Raw genomic sequence first — 19,082 nt, forward strand, 5'->3', positions numbered from 1 at the left:
CTCAGCCGCGCACCAGGCGTTCGGCGTGGCCGGCCTCGGCCGGTGACACGTCGCTCGCCCGGCTCGCGCGGACCTGCCACCGCTCGGACAGGGCCCGGTCGATCCGGTGCCGGACCTCGCGTTCGGCACCGGGCTCGGCGGCGAACAGCACCCGGACGTGCAGCTCGTCGCCGCGCCGGTCGGCCCGCACGTGGTGCGGGGCCAGCGGACAGGGCGGCTCGTGCTCCCAGTGGCCGCACAACGCCACGGTCACTGCTGCGCCGGGAGCCCGCTCGTCGGCCCCGGGGGCCATCCCGAGCACCGCGTCGTGCGCGAAGACCTGCCGCATGAGACCAGTATGGCCCGGCATCCCGGTCGCGGCTCCGGTTGCCATCTCAGGCGAGCAGCGCCCCCAGCGGCAGGATGATCACGATCGCCACCACGGAGATCACCGTCTCCATGATCGACCAGCTCCGGATCGTCTGGCCGACCGACAGCCCGAAGTACTCCTTGACCAGCCAGAACCCGGCGTCGTTGACGTGCGAGAAGAACAGCGAACCCGCGCCGATCGCGAGCACCAGCAGCGCGGCCTCGGTGGGCGACATGGTGGCCGCCAGCCCGGACACCAGCCCGGCCGCGGACACCGTCGCCACCGTCGCCGAGCCCGTCGCGAGCCGGATCAGCACCGCGACCAGCCAGCCGAGCAGCAGTGCCGGGATGTTGGCCCCCTCGGCGATCTGCGTGACGACGTTGCCCACGCCCGCGTCGACCAGGATCTGCTTGAACCCGCCGCCCGCGGCGACGATCAGGATGATCCCGGCGATCGGGCCGAGCGAGTCGCCGACCGTCGACGCCAGCCGGTCGCGCGTGAACCCGGCGGCGCGGCCCAGCGTGACCATGCCCAGCAGCACGGCGGCGAGCAGCGCGATCAGCGGGTCGCCGACGAAGTCCAGCACGCGGCGCACCGGGTTGCCGCTGCCGACGAGGATGTCCGCGATCGCCTTGCCCAGCATCAGGACCACCGGCAGCAGGACCGTCACCAGCGTCGCCCCGAAGCTCGGCCGCAGGCGCACGTCCTCGCTGCCGCCGCTGGCCGGGATCAGGTGCTCCGGCGCCTTCGCCTCGGGCACCCACCGCGCGGCGAGCTTGCCGAACACCGGACCCGCGATGATCACGGTCGGGATGGCGACCAGCAGGCCGAGACCGAGCACGATGCCGACGCTCGCGTTCAGCGCACCGGCCGCGGCCAGCGGACCGGGGTGCGGCGGCACCAGGCCGTGCAGCACGGACAGCCCGGCGAGCGCGGGGATGCCGACCAGCATCAGCGGTTTGCCGCTGCGCTTGGCGACCAGCAGCACGACCGGGATCAGCATGACCAGGCCGATCTCGAAGAACATCGGCAGCCCGATCAGGGCGGCGACCAGGGCCATCGCCCACGGCAGCGCCTTCGACGAGGTGCGGGACAGGATCGTGTCGACGATCTGCTCCGCCCCGCCGGAGTCGGCCAGCAGCTTGCCGAGCATCGCGCCCAGCGCGATCAGCAGGCCGACCGACGCGACGGTCGAGCCGACCCCGCTGGAAAAGCTCTTGATCACTTTGTCGACCGGCAGCCCGCCCAGCAGGCCGACCACCAGCGATCCGAAGATCAGGGACAGGAAGGCGTGCATGCGGGCCTTGCTGATCAGCACCACGATCAGGGCGATGCCGACCAGCGTCGCGACGACCAGCCGGGTGTCGGTCCCGGTCCAGGCGGCGGCGAGAGTACTCACGGCTGCTCCTTCGCCAGCTCGGTGAGCGCGCGGTCCACGATCGCCGCGGGGGATTCGAGGATGTCGGCGACCATGCCGCGCTCATCGGTTTCGAGGGGTTCGAGGTCGGCGAGCTGGGAGTCCAGCAGCGACACCGGCATGAAGTGCCCGGTCCGCCCGCGCATCCGCTCCGCCAGGACGTCCCGCGGGCCGTCGAGGTGCAGGAACCACACGTTCCCGCCGGTCCGCAGCACGTCGCGGTAGCGCCGCTTGAGCGCGGACGACGACACCACGCCGCCGGTGCGCTGGTGCTCGGCGATCCACGCCGCGATGGCGTGCAACCAGGGCCACCGGTCGTCGTCGTTCAGGGGATGGCCGGACGACATCTTCTCGATGTTGGCCGGCGGGTGGAAGGCGTCGGCCTCGGCGTATTCGACGCTCAGTCGCTCGGCCAACGCCGAACCCACCGTCGTCTTGCCCGACCCGGCGACACCCATCACGACGATGACCGTCATTGGCTTCGCTCCTCCGACCTCGCTGTCACTCGATCAGTGCAACGCAAAAGTACTACTTATTCAACCCACAAGTACTACTTAATCGAATCAGTGGTCTAGCGTCACCGGCGTGGCCGAGGGAATGCACGAGCGCATGCTCGACGCGGTGGGGACCGCGATCGCCTGTGGGGAACTGCCGCCGGGATCGGTGCTGCGGCTGGAGGAGCTGCAGCAGAGCTACGGCGCCTCGCGGACGGTGGCGCGCGAGGTGGTGCGCGCGCTCGAAGCGATGCGGCTGACCACGAGCAAGCGCCGCGTCGGCGTCACCGTGCGGGACTGCGCCGACTGGAACCACTACGACCCCCGGTTGATCCGCTGGCAGCTGGACAGCGAGCAGCGGCCCATCGCCCTGCGCAACCTGATGGAGCTGCGGTGGGCGGTCGAACCGAGCGCCGCGCGCTTCGCCGCGATCCGCGCGACCCCCGAGGAGCGCGGACGGCTGCGTGCACTGGGTGCCCGGCTGGAGGTCACCGCACACGCCCGGGACCTGCACACGTTCCTCGGGCACGACATCGACTTCCACCACCTGGTGCTCGCGGCGTCGGGTAATCCGATGTTCACGCAGCTGTCCGAGGTGGTGGCGGAGGTGCTGACCGGCCGCACCGAGCACGGCCTGATGCCGCCGGAACCACAGCCCGAGGCCGTCGCGCTGCACCTGGAGGTCGCCCACGCGATCGATTCCGCCGACGCCGACCGGGCCGAACGCGCGATGCGGGACATCATGGTCCAGGCACGCGACGAGGTGGCTTCCCAGTTCCAGTAGTCTCACGCCGGGATTCGACTTCGGGGGGCCACGAGTGAGTGCCGCACGGGCGATCGGACTGCTGCTGGGGGCGGCGGCGGACGGGGTGATCGGCGAGCCGAAGCGCGGCCGGCCGGTCACCGTGTTCACCCGCGCCGTCCGGACCGCCGACGCGAACCTGCCCCAGCACCGCCTCGCCGGCGTCGCCTTCGCCGGTGGCCTGGCCGGTTCGGCCGTGGTGGCCGGGCTGCTGGCCGAGCGGTCGGTGCGGCGCAGCCCGGTCCTGCAGGCCCTCGGCACGGCCGTCGCGACCTGGGCGGTCCTCGGCGGCGCCGGTCTCGCCGCCGACGGCACCGAGCTGGCCCGCGACCTCGAAGAGGGCGAGCTGGACGCGGCCCGCGCGACGCTGTCCGAACTGGACAACCGGCAGACCGGCGGGCTGAACGTGGTGGGTCTGTCCCGGGCGTCGGTGGAGTCGGTCGCCCAGCACACCGCCGATGCCGTCGTCGGGCCGCTGTTCTGGGGCGCGGTCGCCGGGATGCCCGGCCTGCTCGCCGCGCGGACGGTGTCGGTGCTGCGGACCCTGGGTGATCCGACGCGGCCGGCCGGCTGGTTCGCGCGGCGCCTGGACGACCTGGTCAACCTGCTGCCGACGCGGTTCGCGGCCGCGTTGACGGTGTCGAGCGCGCCGGTGGTCGGCGGTTCGGCGGCCGGGGCGTGGCGTGCGTGGCGGCGGGACACCGCGGCCCACCCGAGCCCCAACGCGGGCCGCATGGAGGCGGCGTTCGCGGGCGCGTTGGAGATCCGCCTCGGCGGCCGCACGGTCTACCCGCACGGCGTCGAGGAGCTGCCGGTGCTGGGCGACGGGCGGAACCCGGACGCCGGGCACGTGACCCGTGCGGTCGAGTTGTCCCGGGTGGTGGGGTGGCTGGCCGGGGTCAGTTCCGCCGTGCTGGCTGCTCTGTTCGGTCTGCGTCGCCGGAGTCGTCAGCCCCAGCCCTAGCCCTAGCCTCGTCTTCGGCGAGGATTTCCGCGACCGACTTCCGCTTGCGCTTGTTCTTCTCGGCCATCTCGTTGAGCACGCCGCCGGGTTTCATCTCGCGGACGGTGAAGTACACCAGGCCGGCGATGGCCATGATCCCGAACGCGATCCACTGCAGGGCGTAGGAGAAGAAGGGGCCGGCGTCGGTCTGCGGCAGGGGGAGCGCGTTGAGCACGCCCGGCTGGTCGGAGTCGAGCTGGAAGTAGCCGCCGCGGATGTCCAGGCCGCTCGACCGCGCCACGACGCGCGAGTCGACGCTGTAGCTCTGGAGCTTGCCGTGGGTGGAGGCGTCGGCGAAGGCGTCGCGGGTCTTCGGGTCGTTCTCGTCCGCCCGGATCCGCGCGACGATCGTCACGGTGCCCGCCGGCGGGGCGGCGTAGGGCGGGACCTCGGTGCGGGAGTCCGGCTGGAGGTACCCGCGGTCGACGAGGACGACCTGGCCGTCGGTGGTGCGGAACGGGGTGAGCACCTCGAAGGCGGGCTGCCCCTGAACGGTCCGCAACCGGGCGACGACCTCGTGCTCGGGGAGGTAGGCGCCGGTGATCTCGACGCGGGTCCACTCGGTGTTCGCGTCCGGCGCGGTGCCGGGCGGGAGAACGTCGTTCAACGGGCGCGGGTCGGCGGTGAGAGAGGCCTCGATGGCCCGGTTCTGGGCTTCGCGCTCGTCGTTGCGGGAGAACTGCCACGGAGACAGCAGCGTGAAGCAGGCGAACGCGAACGCGAGCACACCCACCACGAGGGCGAGCCAGCTCGGCCGGAGGAGGAACTTCAGCCGCACAGGTACACGGTAGGCCGTGCCCGGTGGGGGTGGTGTGGGGAGGTCAGCGCAGGGTGTGGCAGGTGACACCGGCTCCGGCCGGTGGGGGCTTCGGGCTCTGCCCCGCATGGGGCGTGCTCCCGCCTGGCGACCCCGGCGAGCCCAGGCGCCCTGCGGGCGCTTCGCGCCGCGCGCCCTGCGGGCGCTTCGCGCCGCGCGCCCTGCGGGCGCTTCGCGCCGCGCGCCCTGCGGGCGCTTCGCGCCGCGCGCCCTGCGGGCGCTTCGCGCCGCGCGCCCTGCGGGCGCTTCGCGCCGCGCGCCCTGCGGGCGCTTCGCGCCGCGCGCCCTGCGGGCGCTTCGCGCCGCGCGCCCTGCGGGCGCTTCGCGCCGCGCGCCCTGCGGGCGCTTCGCGCCGCGCGCCCTGCGGGCGCTTCGCGCCGCTCAGCCCGCCAGCGTCTCCGCCACCCGGAGCGCCTGCCGCGCGTACCCGGCCCCGAACACAGCGGCGTGCATGAGCAGCGGGAACAGCTGGTGCAGCTCCACGCGCTCCCGCCAGCCGTCGGCCAGCGGGGCGTCCAGATCCTTCGCCTCCTCCTCGTACGCGCCGAGGATGTGCTCCAGCAGCGGCGTCCCGAACAGGCGCAGCATCGCCAGGTCCGTTTCGCGGTGGCCGCCGTGCGCGGCGGGGTCGATCAGCCACACCGCGCCCCGCGCCCAGTGCACGTTGCCGCTCCACGCGTCGCCGTGGAGGCGGGCCGGGGGTTCGGCCGGGCCGCCCAGCTCGGGCAGCCGCGCGCACACCCGCTCGAACACCGCCGCCTGCCCGGCGTCGTACAGGCCCTGGTCCACGCACATCCGCACGTACGGCAGCACGCGGTACGAACCGTAGAACGTCGCCCAGTCGGCGCACGGCTCGTTGCGCATCGGCGCCAGGCCCATCCACGCGTCGGCCGGTCCGCCGGGCGGTGGCGATCCGTACGCGGGCGCGCCCCGCAGGTGCAGGCGCGCCAGGCCGCGTCCGAACGCCTCCGCCGCGGCGGTCTCGGGATACGTCGGCGGGACGTACTCCATGACGATCCACTCGTCGTCGTGCGCGTGGACCTGCGGGACCGGCACGTCGCCGTGCTCCCCGAGCCAGCGCAGCCCGGCGGCCTCGGCGTCGGTCGCGCCCGGGCCGCTGCCCTGCTTGGCGACCAGCACGCCGCGCCCCTCGGTCGTCACCAGGCACACCGCGCCGCCGCTGCGGCGCACCCCGGTGACCGGGACTCCCAGCAGCCGTTCGACGGCTTCGCGAACGCTCATGTCCAGCACCTTTTCGTCTGCCCGCCGCCACGGTATCCGCGCGCGGCGGCAACCGCATGGCCGCAGCTCAGAGCCGCGCCTTCGCCCAGTCCAGCAGCGCGGGGACGGTCCGTTCGACCATCGCGAGGACCTCGGGGAAGCCGTCGTCGCCGCCGTAGTACGGGTCGGGGACCTCGGCACCGTCGGGCGCCTCGGGGTCGAAGGACCGCAGCAGCCGCACCCGTGCGGGGTCGTCCACCATGCGCCGCAGCTCCCGCAGGTGGCCCCGGTCGGCGGCGAGGAGCAGGTCGGCGGCCAGGTGATCGCTGTCGACCTGCGCGGCCACGTGCTTGCCGCGGTAGCCGGCCTCGCGCAGCGTGTCGCGGGCGCGCGGGTCGGCCGGTTCGCCGACGTGCCAGGGTCCGGTGCCGGCGCTGGTGACGCGGACCCGGTCGGCGAGCCCGGCTCGCTCCAGGTGCGCGCGGAAGACGATGGCCGCCATCGGGGAGCGGCAGATGTTGCCGGAACAGACGAAGCAGATGTGCAGGCTCGGCTCGGTCACACCCCGCAGTCTGCCCCACGGCACGTGCGAAGATCGCCCCATGCCCGCGCTCGCCGAAGTGATCGCCGCCCTGGAGGACGCCTATCCGCCCGCGCTGGCGGAGAGCTGGGACGCGGTCGGCCTGGTCTGCGGCGACCCCGCTGAGCCGGTCACCGACGTCCTGATCTGCGTCGACCCGGTCGCCGCGACCATCGACGAGGCGATCGAGACCGGTGTGCAGCTGGTCGTCGCGCACCACCCGCTGCTGCTGCGCGGCGTGCACGGCGTGCCGGCCGACACCCCGAAGGGCGCGCTGGTGCACCGGCTCATCCGCGCCGGCGTCGCCCTGTACTGCGCGCACACGAACGCCGACTCGGCGAATCCGGGCGTGTCCGACGCGCTCGCCGAAGCGATCGGCCTGCGCGTGCTCCGCCCGCTCGACCCGCACCCGGACGGCGGCACCGGCCTGGGCCGCATCGGCGAGCTGCCCGAGCCCGAACCGTTCGCCGCGTTCGTGCGCCGGGTCGCCGACGCCCTGCCGCGCACCGAGCCGGGCGTGCTCGGGGCAGGCGACCCGGATCGTCTGATTAGGACGGTCGCGGTGTCCGGCGGGGCCGGCGACGGCTTCCTGGGCGCCGCGACCGCGGCCGGGGTGGACGCCTACGTCACCGCCGACCTGCGCCACCACCCCGCCGGCGAGCACCTGGAGACCGGCGCGGACGCGCCCGCCCTGGTCGGCCTGACCCACTGGGCCAGCGAGTGGCCGTGGTGCGGGCAAGCCTCGGCGGTCCTGCGTGCCGCCTTTGCGGGTAACGTCAACGTGCACGTGTCCGCGCGCCGGACCGATCCGTGGACCATCCGCGCGTAATCCGAGGGAGTACCAGTGAAGGCAGAGCCAGCCGTCCAGCGTCAGCTGCTCGAGCTCGCGAAAGTGGATGCCGAGCTGTCCCGGGTCGAGCACCGCCGCCGCACCATGCCCGAGCTCGCCGAGATCGAGGGCATCCAGAAGACCCTGCGCGAGCTGCGCGACACCGCGATCCGGCACGAGACCGCGGCCTCCGACCTGGACCGCGAGATCGCCCGCCAGGAGAAGGAGATCGAGTCCGTCCGCGCCCGCGAGGACCGCGACCGCAAGCTGATCGACGGCGGCACGCTGCCGTCCAAGCAGGTCGCGGACCTGCAGCACGAGCTGGAGACCCTGGCCCGGCGGCAGAGCGCGCTGGAGGACGACCTGCTGGAGCTGATGGAGCGCCGCGAGGCGCTGGGCCTGGACGTGCAGCGCACCGGCGCCGAGGTGGACAAGACCGAGCAGGCGCTGGCCGACGTGGAGAGCCGCCGCGACGAGACGCTCAAGGACCTGGACACCACGAAGACGCGCCGCGAGGAGGACCGCGCCAAGCTGGTGCCGCGGTTCCCGGAGGGCCTGCTCAAGCTGTACGAGCGGGTCCGCGCGCACAAGGGCATCGGCGCCGCGCTGGTGCGGGCGCGCAAGTGCCTGGCCTGCAACATGGAGTTCGACCGCAACACGGTGTCCGAGCTCAAGGCGGCCGCGGAGGACGAGGTCGTGCAGTGCGAGAACTGCGGCGCGATCCTGGTGCGCACCGTGGAGTCGGGCCTGTGAGAGCGGTCGTCGAGGCCGACGGTGGCTCGCGGGGCAACCCCGGGCCGGCCGGCTACGGCGCCGTCGTCCGCGATGCCGCGACCGGTGAGATCCTGGCCGAGCGCCAGGAGGGGCTGGGCGTGGCGACGAACAACGTCGCCGAGTACTCGGGCCTGATCGCCGGGCTGCGCGCGGCCGCCGAGGCGGGGGCCACCGAGGTCGACGTGCGGATGGACTCCAAGCTGGTGGTCGAGCAGATGTCCGGCCGCTGGAAGATCAAGCACGAGGCCCTGAAGCCGCTCGCCGAGCGGGCGCGCGAGCTGGCCGCCGGGTTCGCGCGGGTGAGCTACCAGTGGATCCCGCGCGCGGAGAACGCGCACGCCGACCGGCTCGCCAACGAGGCGATGGACACCCAGGCCGGCAAGGACCCGGCGCCGGAGCGCACGACGCCGCAGAAGTGGACCGGCGCGCAGGGCACGCCGGTCCGGATGATGCTGCTGCGGCACGGTCAGACCGCGATGTCGGTGGACCGCCGGTATTCCGGCCGCGGTGACGTGCCGCTGACCGAGCACGGCGGGCAGCAGGCCGCGGCGGCCGCGAAGCGCCTGGCCGCGGTGTCCGAGCTGGGCACGGACACCGCGATCGTGGCCTCCCCGCTGACCCGGACGAAGCAGACCGCGCAGGCGGTGGCGGACGCGCTCGGCGCCCGCGTGGAGACCCACCCCGGCCTGCTGGAGACCGATTTCGGCGAGTGGGAGGGGCTCACGTTCGCCGAGGCCGCCCAGCGCGATCCGGAGCTGCACGGCCGCTGGCTGCGCGACCCGTTGGTGCCCGCGCCGGGCGGGGAGAGCTTCGACGCGGTGCACCAGCGGGTCCGCCGGACCCGCGACGAGCTGGTCGAGACCCACGCCGGGAAGACGATCGTCGTGGTCAGCCACGTCACCCCGATCAAGTCCCTGCTGCGGCTGGGTCTGGACGCGGGCCCGTCGCTGCTGTTCCGGCTGCACCTGGACCTGGCGTCGCTGTCGATCGTCGAGTTCTACCCGGACGGCAACGCCTCGGTGCGGCTGGTGAACGACATCTCGCACCTGGCCTGAGCACGCGTCACGGGAGCACCAGCCACAGCGCGACGGTCGCCGCGGCGAGGCTCGCCGGGACCGTCGCCAGGCCGAGCCGGGTGAACTCGCCCAGGCCGGGCGCGTCCCGGCCGAGCACGCGCCGCCACAGCAGCGTCGCCAGCGAGCCGACGTAGGTGGCGTTCGGGCCGATGTTCACGCCCAGCAGCACGGCGAGCAGCACTCCGGGAGCCGGGTGCGGGCCGAGCGCCGCCAGCAGGATCAGCGTCGCCGGGAGGTTGTTCACCAGGTTGGCCAGCGCGGCCGCCACGAACGCCGTGAGCAGCAGCGCGGGCAGGCCGGTCGTCGCCGGCAGCACCGCCCGCAGCGGGCCGCCGAGCAGGTGGTCCGACACCGCCTGGACGACGATCGCGAGACCCAGCACGAACAGGCTGAGCAGCGGGTTCGCCGCGACGACCAGCCGCACCGGGCTCGTCGTCCGCAGCGTCAGCGCCCGGACGGCGAGGACGGCGGCGGCGATCGCGGCCACCCACCCCGGCGCGAGCCCGATCAGCGGACCGGCCCCGAACCCGGCGAGCGTCAGCCCGAGGACGACCAGCGCGAAGACCGGCGCCTCCCGGCCGGCGTCCGCGGGCGGCGCGAACCCGGTCAGGTCGCGCCGGAAGAACCACCGGAAGACCGCCAGCTCGACCGCGATGGTGACCAGCCACGGCACCGCCATCAGCGCGGCGAACCCGGTGAAGGTCAGCCCGGACGCGGCGAAGGCCAGCAGGTTCGTCAGGTTCGAGACGGGCAGCAGCGTCGACGCCGAGTTGGCCAGGTGGGCACACGCGTACACGTGCGGCTTCGGCGGCAGGCCGAGGGTTCTCGTGGTGGCCAGGACGACTGGTGTCAGCAGGACGACCGTCGCGTCGAGGCTCAGCACCGCGGTCGTGCCCGCGGCGGCCGCGAAGGTCAGCGCGAGCAGCCACCGCGTCCTGCCGCGGCAGGCGGTGGCCAGCCGCGCGCCGAGCCACCGGAAGACGCCCTCGCGGTCGGCCAGGTCGGCGAGGACGAGGATCGCCGCGAGGAATCCGAGCGTCGGGGCCATCGCGGTGACCTGTTCCCACGCCTCGCCCGGCGGCACCAGCCCGGCGGCGAGCACGACGAGCGCCGCGGGCACCGCGACCAGCGCCTCCGGCAGACCCCGCGGACGCGCCATGGCGAACCCGAGAACGGCGGCGAGCGCCCCGAGGCTCCCGACCGCCGCGACCATGCCCGCACGCTAGCCCGCCGGCCGATGTTCTCCGGCGGGAGGGCAACCGCCGTCCGCGGCGCGGGAACGGTTACCCTGAGTGGGCGGACGAGTTGGCCGGGCGGTCGCGAGGGGTCACTCCCTCGAGGAAAGTCCGGACTCCGCAGGGCAGGGTGGTTGCTAACCGCAACCCGGGGCGACCCGCGGGACAGTGCCACAGAAAACAGACCGCTCCGGCCGTCACCGGCCGGGGCAAGGGTGAAACGGTGGTGTAAGAGACCACCAGCACCCCGGGTGACCGGGGTGGCTCGGTAAACCCCACCCGGAGCAAGGCCAAGAGGGCGCCGCGAGGCGCCTGCGCAGGCGATCGAGGGCGGCCCGTCCGATGCCTGCGGGTAGGCCGCTCGAGCCTGCCGGCGACGGCAGGCCTAGATGGATGGCCGCCACCGCGGCTTCGCGCCGCGGGACAGGATCCGGCTTACAGGCCAACTCGTCCGCCCCTTTCCCGCCGGCCCGCCGGTGGCCTAGGGTCGGGCGGTGGATCACGCAGAAGCCCGCGGCGTCGCGTTCCGGTGTCACCGGGTGCTCGAACCGCTGCACTCGTTCGTCTACTTCGCGCCCGAGGCGGAGCAAGCGCTCACCGAGGCCGGGTTGCGGCCGGGCCGGATGGGCTACTTCGCCAGCCGCGCCGCGCCGATGGGCACGGTGAGCGCGGGTGTGGTCGCGGCCACCTTCTACAACTTCAACCCGGAGCTGGTCGCCCGGCACATCCCGCGGGCGTGGACGCTGGCCACGCCGGAGCGGATCCTGCCGGCCCGGATGGCGGCGGCGGACGCCGGGCTGTGCCGCGTGCTGGGGGAGGAGCTGATCACCTCGCCGCGGCTGGCCGAGGCGGCGGAGCTGGCCCGCTCGGCGGCGTCGGCCTGCACGGCGGAGGGGCGCCCGTTGTACGCGGGGCACGCGGAGCTGGAGTGGCCGTCCGAGCCGCACCTGGTCCTCTGGCACGCGGCGACGCTGTTGCGTGAGTACCGGGGCGACGGGCACATCGCGGCGCTGGTCGGTCACGGGCTGGGCGGGCTGGCCGCGCTGATCACCTACACGGCGACGGGGAAGGGCTTCCTGGAGCCGGTCGCCAAGACGAGCCGCGGCTGGTCGGACGAGCAGTGGGACGCCGGCGTCGAGGACCTGCGCGCCCAGGGCCTGCTCGACGAGGACGGCCGGCTCACCCCGGAGGGCACTGCGCTGCGCGAGAGCCTCGAGGAGCAGACGAACGCCTCCGCGGTGGCCCCGTGGCGCCACCTGGGCGCCGAGAAGGCCGCGCGACTGCACGAGCTGGGCCGGGAACTGGCCCGCCACGCGGTCGCACACGGCGCCTTCCCGGACGGCATCTTCGCGGCGACGCGGGCCTGAGCTTCGCGCCTGTGGGCACGGAGGTCGCGCCAGCGATGGCACGTGCGACGCCCCGCGGTCGCGCGGAAGCGCGCGCCGCCCGGCTATCGAACGCCCGGCCCCTACCGTGCGGAGCCCGAGTTCTCACGGCGCCGGGCCCGCCGAACGCCCTCAGCCCCAGCCGCGCGGAGCCGGACTTCTCACGTTCGGTGAGGAGGAAAGCGTTCGCCCTTGCCCTGTGTCACCGCCGCTCGCCGCGGAAAGCGCTCGCCGCCTCCGCGCGACCCGGTGGGCCCGCACTGTTCACCTCGCCGCGGTACACCGCGGCACTCCGCACAGCGAGCGCTTACACTCGAGTCCACCCGAAAGTGCGTATCGATCACACATCGTGAGGACGAAACGGCTCCACTTGGGCGCTGGGTGACGGTGTTCGCTGGATCGGATGATCGACTCGCCCGGAGAAGTCGTCACGCCCGGGTACATGGCATGCGGCCGATCGGGTCATGCCACACTGTTGTCCGCGCCATCGAGGAGCGATACCGCGCACCCAGAGTGAAACGGGAATGCGCCTGTGGGTGAGTCCCTACCCACACTAGGAAATCCGGGTGCAGGGGGTTAACCCTGAGCGGTCTTGCCACGATGATGGAGGGCGACGAGTTCAGGAGAAGTGGCCGTACTGTGCCTGGTGTGGATGGACTGCCGTTCGACAGAGAGCGCTTTGACCGTCACAGCTTGTGACGCCATGATGGGCTAGACAGACCGGACGAACTTTCCGACCTCGTGGGCCCGCCCCGCGCTGACCCACCCGACACCCACACTCCTCGCACCTGGGAGTACGCGATGACCATGATGACACTTGTGCAGCACCTGGCGCAGGGCGAGATCAGGACCCGTGGAGTCCAGCAGTGGCTCCTCGACAACATCATTCCCCTGGTCCTGCTCGCCGTCGCGCTGCTGCTGCTCTGGCTCGGTGGCGGCAAGGGCGACAACGCCGGCGTCATGCGCCGCCTGGCCGGTGTGGTGATCGCGCTCGCGATCGTCGGCCTCGCCGTGAGCGGGCTCGGCGTCAACGTCGGCGAATGGATCGCCGGCTTGTTCACCAGCTGACGGCGCGGGGTAGCGCGCGTGCGGATTCGAACCGATGACGAGGTCTACCGGGTCGACGCGGTCTGGCTCGGCCCGCCGAAGGCGACGTTCCCGTGGCGGGCGCGGTACGTGGCCTGGGGTGTCGGCATCCCGGTGTTCCTCGTCGTCCTGGCCGTGGAGCGGCAGCTCGGCTTCGGGTTCGGCTTCTTCTCCACCGCGTGGGCGTTCGTCATCACGATCTTGATCACCCGGATGATCACGGCCAAGATCAGTCACGAGCGTCCGCTCGGTGCGGTCATGACGATGTGGCTGCGCGAGCTGCAGACGCCCCGCGAGAAGACCTCCGGAGAGGGCGGTGCGGTCACGGCCACGAAGATCCGCGTGCGGAACGAGCGGCCGCTGCCCAAGCACAAACGGCACCTCGCCGCGGCGGGGTCGCATCCTCACCACCAGCCAGCACGACCGCGTGGCGCGCGCACTTCGGCGCCACGGTAGGAGGTAGAGGTTGTTCGGAAGCGGCGGACGCCGGAAGGCCGGGAAGTCCGACCCCAGCGGGGCTGCGCAGTGGCCGCCGCAGCCGGGTCGCGCCCCCGGCAAGCAGGGCCGCCGGCTCCCCGGTGAGCAGGCGATACCCAGCTACACCCCGTCGATCTCCCTGCGCACCATCGACGGGCACCTGGTGCGCACCGAGAACGAGGTCTACGCCTGGTACCGGCTGGCGCCGCAGCGGTGGTCGTTCCGGTCGGACTCCCAGCGTCGCGACCTGATCGCCGCGATCGCCGGCCAGTACGCCGAGCTGCAGGGCCGCTGGCTGCACCTGCGCGTCACCACCCGGCCGTACCCGATCCGCATGTGGGCCGAGGCCCACGTGCACAACGCCATCCGCCGCCCGCCGGACGTGCCCGGCGCGCTGTCGTTCGACGACTACCTGATCGGTGAGCAGCAGCAGCTGCTCGGCCGGTCGATGGCGGAGAAAGAGGTCTACATCGGCGTCCAGGTGCAGACCCGGCGCGTCGTCGACCGCGCGGTGGAGCGCGCCGCCCCGCTGCTGCGCCGCATCCTGCCCGAGGCGGTCGACGCCGAGCTGGCCGCGCTGGACTCCGAGGTCGAGCACCTGGACCAGGTGATCGGCTCGTCCGGGCTGGAGGGCCGCCCGGTGCACGCCGAGGAGATGTCCTGGCTGATGCACCGCTCGTGCTCGCTCGGCCTGCCCGCGCCCCGGAATCTGCCCGCCGTGCCCGGCGCGGTGTGGGAGCCGGAGGACCTGGCCAGCTTCACCGACGCGGCGGACTTCCACGCCGAGCCGTACGCGCCGACGCTGACCGTGCGCGGCCGCACCGGGTCCAACGCCGGGGTGCAGCGGCACCTCGCGGTGCTGACCGTGGGCCAGATGCACGGCCTGCAGATCCCCGAGGTCGACGACCCGTGGGTGCAGCACGCGGACCGGCTGCCGGCTTCGGTGGAGTGGTCGGCCCGCATCTACGTGCGCCGCCCCGAGGAGGTGGCCGGCGAGCTGCAGCGCCAGATGAACAAGGTGCGCTCGCAGGTCAAGCACTACACCGACGAGCACGAGCTGGAGCCGCCGCAGTCGCTGGCGCGGCAGGCGACGCGCGTGCTCGAGATCGACGACGAGATGACCTCCGGCTTCACCGCGCTGGCGACCCGCGTGCGGTCGTGGTGGCGGCTGGCGGTGTCCGGCGACACCGAGCGCGAGGCGCTGCGGCTGGCGCAGCAGCTGCTCGACCTGTACAAGCCGAAGATCGCGATCGAGCACCCGGAGGCGCAGTACGCGCTGGCGCGGGAGTTCATCCCGGGTGAGCCGCTGTCGTCCTCGGCGTACATGCGCCGGGGTTCGGTGGTCTGGGCCGCGGCGGCGGTGCCGACGGCGACGGCCGAGGTCGGTGACCGGCGCGGCATCCTGCTCGGCGAGACGGTCACCGCGACCCGGCGCCCGGTCGCCTGGGACCCGTGGATGGCGCAGGAGATCCGCGACGGGTCCGGCCTGACCGCGATGGTCGCCGGTCTCGGTGGCGGCAAGTCGTTCCTCGGCGGCGGCATCGTCTACAAGACCCTGCGCGCCGGGGCGCACTGGACGCTGCTGGACCCGTCCGGCCCGCTGTCCCGGTTGTGCGATCTGCCGGAGATCCGGCCGTACGCGCGGCCCATCAACTTGCTGAATGCACAACCCGGCATCCTCAACCCCTACCGCGTGGTGGCCGAGCCGCTGCTCGAGCACTTCATGGACGAGGAGGACCCGGAGCGGGCGTGGCGGCGCGAGCGGGCGCTGGCCGGCGCGACCCGGCGGCGGCTCGTGCTGGACGTGCTCACCGGGGTGCTGCCGTACGAGGTCGCGCGGATGCCGCAGAGCCGGATCGTGCTGCTGCGGGCGGTGCGCGCGGTCGGCGGCCGGTACGACGCGGACCCGGGCCAGGTGATCGACGCGCTGCGCCGGGACTCCAGCGAGCACCACGAGCACGCGGTGGTGGTGGCGGACTTCCTGGACGAGATGCGTGAGCGCATGTCGCTGCTGATCCCGGAGAACGACGCCGACCCGTACTCGGAGACGCGCGACGACCGGCTGACGGTGCTGACGATGGCCGGGCTGACGCTGCCCAAGGACGGCGTGGGCCGCGAGCACTGGACCGACGCCGAGGCGCTCGGTGTCGAGATGCTGAACCTGGCCGCGTGGCTGACGCAGCGGTCGGTCTACGAAAAGCCCAAGGACCTGCGCAAGGGCGTGTGGATCGACGAGGCGTTCTTCCTGTCCGAGGTGCCGACCGGGCGGGTGCTGATGAACCGGTTCGCGCGTGACTCGCGGAAGTGGAACGTCCGGGTGCTGCTGTCCTCGCAGATCCCGGCGGACTTCCTGAAGATCCAGGGTTTCGTCGCGCTGCTGGACTCGGTGTTCGTCGGGCGCCTCGACGACGACGAGGCGCAGGCCGACGCGCTGCGGCTGCTGAAGGTGCCGGTGGGCGTCGGGTACGAGCAGGTGGTCGCGTCGCTGGGCCGGCGGCCCGGTGCGCAGCGCGGCCTGGAGCGCGACCGCGAGCCGAGGCAGTTCATCTTCGGCGACGGTGCCGGTGGCGTGGAGCGGATCCGGGTGGACTTCTCCGGGCCGCACCTGGCCCACCTGCGCGCGTCCCTGGACACGACGCCGGGTTCGAAGGACGCGCTGCCGGCGGACACGCACGCCCGGGACACCGAACCCCCGCGCGAGGAGCAGCACGTGGCGTCCCCGCCACCGGACGACGAGCTGGAGCCGGACCTGGAGCTGGCCGCGGAACGCGACCTGGGGCTGACGGAGGAGCAAATCCTCGCCGAGGACGTCCCGGGTTCCGGCGACGGCGAGCGGGCGGGCGCGGGCAAGCGCGGCGGCTGGGACGCGGCATGACGCTCGTGACGGTCTTGAGCGTGCTGGCCGTGGCCGGGAGCTGGCACGCCCTGCGAAGGGGCCTGAAGAACCGCGGGAGCCGCCGGAAGAGACCACCCCGCTGGGCGGCCGTGGTGGCGGTCGCCCTGCTGATGGGTTTCCAGACCACGGTCATGGCCCCATCAGCCTCCGCGGCGTCCTGTGGTGAGGCGCCGAACCCCGAGCGGCCTGGTGCCGGTTTGGTGGGCGCTCTCGACCCACCTGCCCGGCACGGCGAGAACGGCAGCGCCTATCTGGACTACAGCTACGCCGGGACGGTCTGGTACGTGTACCAGACCGACTGCGGTCCGCTGTCCGGGATCACCAGCCCGAACACGACCATCGACACCTGGGCCGGCAACCAGCTCTTCAACATCGGCAAGAACATCGTGGGAGCCACCAACTCACTGCACTACACGGTGATGGAGGGCGGGCTCCTCAACCCGATCTACAACGCCGTGAAATCGGGCGCGGAGAAGGTCTACAACAACGTCTACGCGCAGCTCTTCGGTCTGTTCGCGCTGGTGCTCGCCATCATGATGTTCCGCAACATCTGGCGCGGGGACCTGTCCGCGGTGAGCAAACGCGGGCTCTACGCCCTCGGCGCCGTGTGGCTGGCGGCGTCGTCGATGGCGATGTTGCAGTACTTCGATCCCATCGACCGGGCGATCGTACAGACCAGCACCAACATCCAGGCCGGGTTCGTCGACAACTCGGGCGACCGGATCGTGCGCGAAGTCCTGCCCACGGACCTCTACAACCAGGTGATCTACAACAACTGGCTGCGCGGGGAGTTCGGCGCGCCGGACGCGCCGCAGGCGCAGCAGTTCGGGCGTCCGCTGCTCGACGCGCAGGCGTTCACGTGGACCCAGATCCGCAACGGCGACGACGCGAACCAGGGTGTGGTGGACGCGAAGAAGGCCGCGTACAAGAACATCTCCACCCAGCTCGGTCCGGCGACCCAGTACTTCACCGGAGAGGGTGGCAGCCGGACGGGATCCGGGTTCCTCGCACTCGGCCAGAGCCTGGTCTACGCCTTGTTCCAGTTGCTGGCCAAGGCTTCCGTGCTGCTGGCCCAGGTGCTGATCCGGTTGTTCGTCCTGACGGCACCGTTGATCGGCCTGGTGGCCCTGGTCCACCACGACATCCTGCGCCGCGTGGCGCGGTTGCTCGGGGCGGTCGGCTTCAACCTGCTCGTCCTCTCGGTGCTCGCCGGTGTGCACGCCCTGCTGCTGCAGGCCATCTTCGCCGCGGGGAACTCGCTCTCGATCCTCACCCAGATGGTCATGGCGGGGCTGGTGACCGTTCTGCTGTTCCTCGTCGGGCGGCCGGTGCGTCGGCTCTGGCAGATGGTCGAGATGTCCGTCGGCGTGGTCGGGTCCTCCATTCCGGCCCCGAGCGGCGGCCTGTTCAGCCGCTTCCGCAGGAAGCAGGGGCCCACGCCGCAGGACGAGTTCTGGGAGAGCGTCCGCGAGAGCGAGGAGAGCGAGGTCGCCAGCCCGACCGGGTCCGCCGGCCGCGGGCGTCCCGAGGCGACCGTCTTCGCCACCGCCCAGCGTCTCGACGGCGCCGGGGCCATGGCCGCCCGCCCGGCGGCCGCCTGGTCCGGTGCGCCCTGGCCCGGCGGTGGACCGGCGCTGCCCGGACACGCCAGGCCCGGCCTGCCCGCCGGCGGCGGCAACCAGCCCGCCTTCGCCGGTTACGCACCCGACGGCGCGGACCCGGACGCGTTCGTCTACTCCGCCCCGCCGGGCACCACGCGCCGCGCGGACGGCTGGATGCCGCCGGTCGCGCAACGGCCCAGCCGCCGCGTGGACACCTCGCCCGTCTACGACCGCGGCTGGGACGAACCCGACCCCGTCGTCGTCCCGTCGCGCATCTCGCGGCCCGGCATGAGCGCCACCCCCGCCCAGCGGCCGGAACCCCGCCGCGCCGGGCAGGAGCTCGTCGGCGGCAAGCCGGTCCACGTGCTGTACCGCCCCTCCCGCGGGCTCGAGGTGCGCGACGACTCCCGTGACACCGACCGGATCGTGCGGTGATGTAGATGCCGATCCGGACCAACCGCGGCCGCGCCGCCGTCTACCGCCGCATCTGGGGTTTCCCGCTGCGCTCGCCGGCCCACCTCGTCGGCACCGCCGTCGCGGTGATCGTGCTGATCGTCGCCATCGGCATCGTCGTGCCGCAGTTGCTGGGCAACCCCAACCGTTCCGGGCCGACGCCGGTGCGCATCCAGGACCCCGGCGCCGGCAGCAGCCCGACCAGCGCGGGCTCCTCGCCGGCCCCGATGTCCACCCGCCTCACCGCGCCGCTGCTCCAGCCGACCTCCGCCGCGCCGGACCCGGCGGCCCTGCGGATCGCCAAGCAGTGGGCCACCGCGTGGGCCACCCACCCGGACGGCATCACCAACGCCCAGTGGCTGGACGGCCTGCGTCCACTCACGACGGAGGAGTACCTGCCGGAGATGTCCACTGTGGACCCGGCGAACATCCCGGCGACCAGGGTGACCGGCGAACCCACCGTCACCAAGTCCTACACCAGTTCCGTGGAGGTGCTCGTCCCGACCGACGGCCCGAAACTGTCGATCACCGTGGCGAAGACGCCGTCCGGCTGGCTCGTCACCGGCTACGACCAGGCGAGCTGACCC

General features: G+C 73.0%; 18 protein-coding genes and 1 other RNA gene. 12 read left to right on the plus strand and 7 right to left on the minus strand.

What is annotated here, in order from left to right:
• Position 1: 1 nt before the first annotated feature.
• From L1857_RS07790 to L1857_RS07800, 3 genes are read right to left on the minus strand one after another with little or no spacing between them, the layout of a single operon-like run.
• Positions 2-328 carry a hypothetical protein gene (locus tag L1857_RS07790; RefSeq protein WP_094006793.1) on the minus strand — a complete coding sequence of 109 codons (327 nt, stop codon included), beginning with the start codon at positions 326-328 and terminating at the stop codon, positions 2-4.
• A gap of 46 nt (positions 329-374) precedes the next feature.
• A complete protein-coding gene (locus L1857_RS07795) occupies positions 375-1,748 on the minus strand; it encodes a GntT/GntP/DsdX family permease (RefSeq protein ID WP_249464731.1) in 1,374 nt (457 codons plus the stop codon).
• Positions 1,745-2,242, minus strand: a complete 498-nt coding sequence (locus L1857_RS07800) for a gluconokinase (RefSeq protein WP_116111496.1) — start codon at positions 2,240-2,242, stop codon at positions 1,745-1,747. The genes L1857_RS07795 and L1857_RS07800 overlap by 4 nt, the downstream gene beginning before the upstream one ends.
• A gap of 133 nt (positions 2,243-2,375) precedes the next feature.
• Between L1857_RS07800 and L1857_RS07805 the strand changes: the two genes are divergently transcribed.
• Both L1857_RS07805 and L1857_RS07810 read left to right on the plus strand, forming a co-directional pair.
• Positions 2,376-3,044 (plus strand): FadR/GntR family transcriptional regulator, encoded by a 669-nt coding sequence (locus L1857_RS07805; protein WP_094006855.1) that lies wholly within the window; start codon positions 2,376-2,378, stop codon positions 3,042-3,044.
• 34 nt (positions 3,045-3,078) lie between these two features.
• Positions 3,079-4,026 (plus strand): cobalamin biosynthesis protein CobD/CbiB, encoded by a 948-nt coding sequence (locus tag L1857_RS07810; RefSeq protein WP_249464736.1) that lies wholly within the window; start codon positions 3,079-3,081, stop codon positions 4,024-4,026.
• Here L1857_RS07810 and L1857_RS07815 read toward each other — a convergent pair.
• The 3 genes from L1857_RS07815 to L1857_RS07825 form a co-directional block, all read right to left on the minus strand.
• Positions 3,962-4,843: an SURF1 family cytochrome oxidase biogenesis protein gene (locus tag L1857_RS07815; RefSeq protein WP_116111494.1), complete on the minus strand. Its 882-nt coding sequence runs from the start codon at positions 4,841-4,843 to the stop codon at positions 3,962-3,964. The two genes, L1857_RS07810 and L1857_RS07815, sit on opposite strands and share 65 nt — an antisense overlap.
• Positions 4,844-5,263: 420 nt before the next feature.
• Positions 5,264-6,124, minus strand: a complete 861-nt coding sequence (locus tag L1857_RS07820; protein WP_249464742.1) for a fructosamine kinase family protein — start codon at positions 6,122-6,124, stop codon at positions 5,264-5,266.
• Between the two features lie 67 nt (positions 6,125-6,191).
• Positions 6,192-6,707, minus strand: a complete 516-nt coding sequence (locus tag L1857_RS07825; protein ID WP_429727736.1) for a low molecular weight protein-tyrosine-phosphatase — start codon at positions 6,705-6,707, stop codon at positions 6,192-6,194.
• On the opposite strand from L1857_RS07825, the gene L1857_RS07830 reads away from it, so the two are divergent.
• From L1857_RS07830 to L1857_RS07840, 3 genes are read left to right on the plus strand one after another with little or no spacing between them, the layout of a single operon-like run.
• The gene (locus tag L1857_RS07830) at positions 6,706-7,512 is read left to right on the plus strand and encodes a Nif3-like dinuclear metal center hexameric protein (RefSeq protein ID WP_094006781.1); all 807 of its coding nucleotides are present in this window, start codon (positions 6,706-6,708) and stop codon (positions 7,510-7,512) included. The genes L1857_RS07825 and L1857_RS07830 overlap by 2 nt on opposite strands.
• A gap of 15 nt (positions 7,513-7,527) precedes the next feature.
• Positions 7,528-8,265 (plus strand): zinc ribbon domain-containing protein, encoded by a 738-nt coding sequence (locus tag L1857_RS07835; RefSeq protein ID WP_094006780.1) that lies wholly within the window; start codon positions 7,528-7,530, stop codon positions 8,263-8,265.
• Positions 8,262-9,341, plus strand: a complete 1,080-nt coding sequence (locus L1857_RS07840; protein ID WP_116111491.1) for a bifunctional RNase H/acid phosphatase — start codon at positions 8,262-8,264, stop codon at positions 9,339-9,341. Before L1857_RS07835 ends, L1857_RS07840 begins: the two co-directional genes overlap by 4 nt.
• 7 nt (positions 9,342-9,348) lie before the next feature.
• Here the strand turns inward: L1857_RS07840 and L1857_RS07845 are convergent, their stop codons facing one another.
• Positions 9,349-10,575 (minus strand): SLC13 family permease, encoded by a 1,227-nt coding sequence (locus L1857_RS07845; protein ID WP_249464750.1) that lies wholly within the window; start codon positions 10,573-10,575, stop codon positions 9,349-9,351.
• 88 nt (positions 10,576-10,663) lie between these two features.
• On the opposite strand from L1857_RS07845, the gene rnpB reads away from it, so the two are divergent.
• The 7 genes from rnpB to L1857_RS07880 all read left to right on the plus strand — a co-directional run bounded on the left by rnpB (position 10,664) and on the right by L1857_RS07880 (position 19,079).
• Positions 10,664-11,051: RNase P RNA component class A (gene rnpB / locus L1857_RS07850), an RNA gene on the plus strand.
• Between the two features lie 40 nt (positions 11,052-11,091).
• Positions 11,092-11,964, plus strand: a complete 873-nt coding sequence (locus L1857_RS07855) for an SCO6745 family protein (protein ID WP_205413299.1) — start codon at positions 11,092-11,094, stop codon at positions 11,962-11,964.
• An 819-nt stretch (positions 11,965-12,783) separates the two neighbouring features.
• A complete protein-coding gene (locus L1857_RS07860) occupies positions 12,784-13,050 on the plus strand; it encodes a hypothetical protein (protein WP_094006776.1) in 267 nt (88 codons plus the stop codon).
• An 18-nt stretch (positions 13,051-13,068) separates the two neighbouring features.
• Positions 13,069-13,524 (plus strand): hypothetical protein, encoded by a 456-nt coding sequence (locus L1857_RS07865; protein ID WP_094006775.1) that lies wholly within the window; start codon positions 13,069-13,071, stop codon positions 13,522-13,524.
• A gap of 10 nt (positions 13,525-13,534) precedes the next feature.
• A complete protein-coding gene (locus tag L1857_RS07870) occupies positions 13,535-16,420 on the plus strand; it encodes an ATP-binding protein (protein WP_094006774.1) in 2,886 nt (961 codons plus the stop codon).
• Positions 16,417-18,477 carry a hypothetical protein gene (locus L1857_RS07875; protein ID WP_094006773.1) on the plus strand — a complete coding sequence of 687 codons (2,061 nt, stop codon included), beginning with the start codon at positions 16,417-16,419 and terminating at the stop codon, positions 18,475-18,477. Before L1857_RS07870 ends, L1857_RS07875 begins: the two co-directional genes overlap by 4 nt.
• Positions 18,478-18,482: 5 nt before the next feature.
• The gene (locus L1857_RS07880; RefSeq protein WP_094006772.1) at positions 18,483-19,079 is read left to right on the plus strand and encodes a hypothetical protein; all 597 of its coding nucleotides are present in this window, start codon (positions 18,483-18,485) and stop codon (positions 19,077-19,079) included.
• Positions 19,080-19,082: the final 3 nt, after the last annotated feature.

Source organism: Amycolatopsis thermalba (assembly GCF_023376025.1).
GTDB classification, from domain to species: Bacteria; Actinomycetota; Actinomycetes; order Mycobacteriales; family Pseudonocardiaceae; genus Amycolatopsis_E; species Amycolatopsis_E thermalba.

Bases quoted from the DNA above. Each gene is read 5' to 3' on its own strand.
- L1857_RS07790 (WP_094006793.1), bottom strand. From the start codon at position 328: ATGCGGCAGGTCTTCGCGCACGACGCGGTGCTCGGGATGGCCCCCGGG.
- L1857_RS07800 (WP_116111496.1), bottom strand. From the start codon at position 2,242: ATGACGGTCATCGTCGTGATGGGTGTCGCCGGGTCGGGCAAGACGACG.
- L1857_RS07805 (WP_094006855.1), top strand. From the start codon at position 2,376: ATGCTCGACGCGGTGGGGACCGCGATCGCCTGTGGGGAACTGCCGCCG.
- L1857_RS07820 (WP_249464742.1), bottom strand. From the start codon at position 6,124: ATGAGCGTTCGCGAAGCCGTCGAACGGCTGCTGGGAGTCCCGGTCACC.
- L1857_RS07830 (WP_094006781.1), top strand. From the start codon at position 6,706: ATGCCCGCGCTCGCCGAAGTGATCGCCGCCCTGGAGGACGCCTATCCG.
- L1857_RS07825 (WP_429727736.1), bottom strand. From the start codon at position 6,707: ATGGGGCGATCTTCGCACGTGCCGTGGGGCAGACTGCGGGGTGTGACC.
- L1857_RS07845 (WP_249464750.1), bottom strand. From the start codon at position 10,575: ATGGTCGCGGCGGTCGGGAGCCTCGGGGCGCTCGCCGCCGTTCTCGGG.
- L1857_RS07860 (WP_094006776.1), top strand. From the start codon at position 12,784: ATGACCATGATGACACTTGTGCAGCACCTGGCGCAGGGCGAGATCAGG.
- L1857_RS07875 (WP_094006773.1), top strand. From the start codon at position 16,417: ATGACGCTCGTGACGGTCTTGAGCGTGCTGGCCGTGGCCGGGAGCTGG.
- L1857_RS07880 (WP_094006772.1), top strand. From the start codon at position 18,483: ATGCCGATCCGGACCAACCGCGGCCGCGCCGCCGTCTACCGCCGCATC.